The sequence below is a fragment of the Streptomyces viridosporus genome (genome assembly GCF_002078235.1).
Lineage (GTDB): Bacteria > Actinomycetota > Actinomycetes > Streptomycetales > Streptomycetaceae > Streptomyces > Streptomyces viridosporus.
In genome coordinates this window covers 1-2,827 of the sequence record NZ_MSGP01000639.1, presented here as the reverse complement: position 1 = coordinate 2,827, position 2,827 = coordinate 1, and the positions used below count along the sequence as shown (strand labels likewise).

The window sequence follows — 2,827 nt, the reverse complement described above, 5'->3', positions numbered from 1 at the left end:
GGGCCGCGGTTCGGGAGAGGCGTTCCAGCTGGAGCTGAGCGGCAGCGGTGCGGTGTACGTCCAGGCGTCGGAGGAGAAGCTTTGACCGCCCCCTCCCCCGGCGGGCGGGGGCTCCCGGCCCGGGCCGCCTCCCCGTCGCGGTGGGCCTCATCCGACCGGGCCACGCCCTGCCCCCCGCCCCGCTCCACGGGGATCCACTTCTTCCCCGGCCCGAGGAGGCCGGGGCCTTCTCGGAGGTACTCCAGGTGAGCACCGTGCACCACGACCCGACGACGCTGCCGTCCGACGACAACGTCACCCCCTACACCTTCTGCGTGGAGCTCAGGGGCACCCAGTGGTTCATGCAGAAGGGGAAGATGATCGCCTACTACGGCTCGATCGAGTTCAACGGCATCGGACACGGCCGACTCGACCGGCTCGTCCGTACGGCGTTCCATTCGCCTCTGCACGCGAGCGACTGGGTCGTGGCGGAGGGCTCGGGTAAGATGCTCCTCGCCGACCGGGCCTTCGACGTGAATTCGTACGACCTGGACGACGGCAACCTGACCATTCGCTCGGGCAACCTCCTCGCTTTTCAGCCAAGTCTCTCGCTGAAGCAGTCGATCGTGCCGGGTTTCCTGACCCTGATCGGAACCGGAAGATTCGTGGCCGCGTCCAACGGTCCGGTGGTCTTCCTGGAGCCCCCCGTCCGGGTGGACCCGCAGGCGCTGGTCGGATGGGCCGACTGCCCCTCTCCGTGCCACCACTACGACCACGGCTACATGACCGGCCTGGTGGGCGGTCTACGTGCGATGACGGGGCTCGGCGGGGCCTCGGGCGAGGAGCACCAGTTCGAGTTCGTGGGAGCCGGCACGGTGCTGCTCCAGTCGTCCGAGAAGCTGATGCCGGAGCAGGCCGTGGGGGTCACTCCGCAGCAGTCGGGGGTGCCCGGCGGAGCGACGCCCGGCGGGTCCGGGCAGCCGTCCGGATCACCGCGCCTTCCCGGACAGCTGGGCGACCTCCAGCGTCGCTTCGGGCTGTGAGCGGTAGTCTGCGGAGTGTGACGTCGAACGCGTGCGCACCATGTCACACGGAAGCCTCATTAGTTCGTCTTTCAACTTCTTAGGTAGACTTCATTCATGGAGACCGAGACGGCCACGCGCTGGCTGACCCATGCAGAGCAGTGCGCCTGGCGCACCCACCTGGAGGTCAACAGGCTGTTGACCTACCAGCTCGAGAAGGACCTGCAGCCGTTCGGCCTGACAATGAACGACTACGAGATCCTGGTGAACCTCTCCGAGTCGGAGGACCGGCGGATGCGGATGAGCGACCTCGCCTCCGCCACCATGCAGTCCAAGAGCCGCCTCTCGCACCAGATCACCCGCATGGAGAACGCGGACCTGGTCCGGCGGGAGAACTGCGAGTCCGACCGCCGCGGGCTCTACGCGGTCCTCACCGAGCACGGCCTGGAGACCATGCGGAAGGTCGCGCCCCACCACGTGGCGTCCGTGCGCCGCCACTTCATCGACCTGCTCTCCCCCGAGGCCCTCACCGAACTCGACAAGGCCCTCAAACCCATCGCGGAACACCTGCGCGGGCAGCGGGGACGCCCCTGACGCCCTGACCGGGACCTGACCGGCAGCACCGTCCCGGACGGGCCGCAGGGTCGTCACCCCTCCTCGACGAGCGGCAGACGGAGCTCGAACAGGGCTCCGCCCGTCGGCGCCGCACCGGCCGTGAGCGTTCCGCCGTGCCGTACGGCGACGTCCCGCGCGATGGCGAGCCCCAGCCCGGCGCCGCCGTCGTCGCGGCTGCGGGCGGCGTCCAGCCGGACGAACCGTTCGAAGATCCGCTCGCGGTCGGCCTCCGGCACCCCCTCCCCGTCGTCCGCGACGTCGAGCACCGCCCAGGCCCCCTCCCGCCGGACGGTCACCGTGACCGTCTCGCGGGCGTGCCGCCGGGCGTTGTCGAGCAGGTTGGTGAGCAACCGCCCCAGCTGCCCCCGGGAGCCGGTCACCTGCGCCGGCTCCGTCCGCACCGCCACCCCCGTCCGGCCCGCGGTCTCCTCCCGGACCAGCGCGGCCAGGTCGACGAGACTGTCGGCGGGCCGCTCCCCCGCGTCCAGCCGGGCGAGCAGCAGCAGGTCGGCGGCGAGGTGCTGGAGCCGCACGGTGTCCTCGACGGCACCGTCCAGGTCGAGCAGCTCGGGGTGGGCGGCGGCCACCTCCAGCTGGGTGCGCAGCGAGGCGATCGGGCTGCGCAGCTCATGCGAGGCGTCGGCGACGAACCGCCGCTGCCGCTCCACGGACGCCTCCAGCGCGGTGAGCGTCTCGTTGGTGGTGCGGGCGAGCCGGGCGATCTCGTCGTGCGTGCCGGGTTCCGGGACGCGGCGGGCGAGGTCCTCGGAGGCGGTGATCGCGGCCATCTCCCGGCGGATGCCCTCCACCGGCCGCAGGGCCCGCCCGGTGACCATCCAGGTCACGCCGGCGACCACGCCCAGCAGCAGCGGGAGGCCGATGAGCATCGCGGTCTGCGCGGTGTCCACGGCACTGTGCTCGGCGGCGAGCGGCGCTCCCGCATAGACGGTGAGCCGGCCCCGGTCGTGGGTCTGCACGTCGACGGCCGCGAACCGGTAGTCCTCGGTGTCGCCGTCGATCGTCGCGGAGCCGTTCCCGAAGGTGGTCTCGCCGGCGATCTCACCGGGGGCGAGGTCCTCGCCGGAGCCACCGGAGTCCTCGGCGTCGTCCGAGTCGTCGTCCGAGTCGTCCGAGTCATCGGAATCGTCGGAGTCGTCATCGTCGTCGCCCGGGGCGGACGGGGCGGGCGGGGCGGAGGGACGCGGCTGCAC

General features: G+C 71.6%; 3 protein-coding genes and 1 pseudogene. 3 read left to right on the top strand and 1 reads right to left on the bottom strand.

What is annotated here, in order from left to right:
• The 3 genes and pseudogenes from B7L92_RS40440 to B7L92_RS34840 form a co-directional block, all read left to right on the top strand.
• A pseudogene (locus B7L92_RS40440) lies at positions 1-85 on the top strand (AIM24 family protein); the annotation flags it as partial.
• Between the two features lie 160 nt (positions 86-245).
• Positions 246-1,022: an AIM24 family protein gene (locus B7L92_RS34845; RefSeq protein WP_081241224.1), complete on the top strand. Its 777-nt coding sequence runs from the start codon at positions 246-248 to the stop codon at positions 1,020-1,022.
• Between the two features lie 96 nt (positions 1,023-1,118).
• The gene (locus tag B7L92_RS34840) at positions 1,119-1,595 is read left to right on the top strand and encodes a MarR family winged helix-turn-helix transcriptional regulator (protein ID WP_004983289.1); all 477 of its coding nucleotides are present in this window, start codon (positions 1,119-1,121) and stop codon (positions 1,593-1,595) included.
• Positions 1,596-1,648: 53 nt separating this feature from the next.
• On the opposite strand, the gene B7L92_RS34835 is transcribed toward B7L92_RS34840, so the two are convergent.
• Entirely contained in the window at positions 1,649-2,827 is a 1,179-nt protein-coding gene (locus B7L92_RS34835; protein ID WP_438364045.1) for a sensor histidine kinase, read from the bottom strand.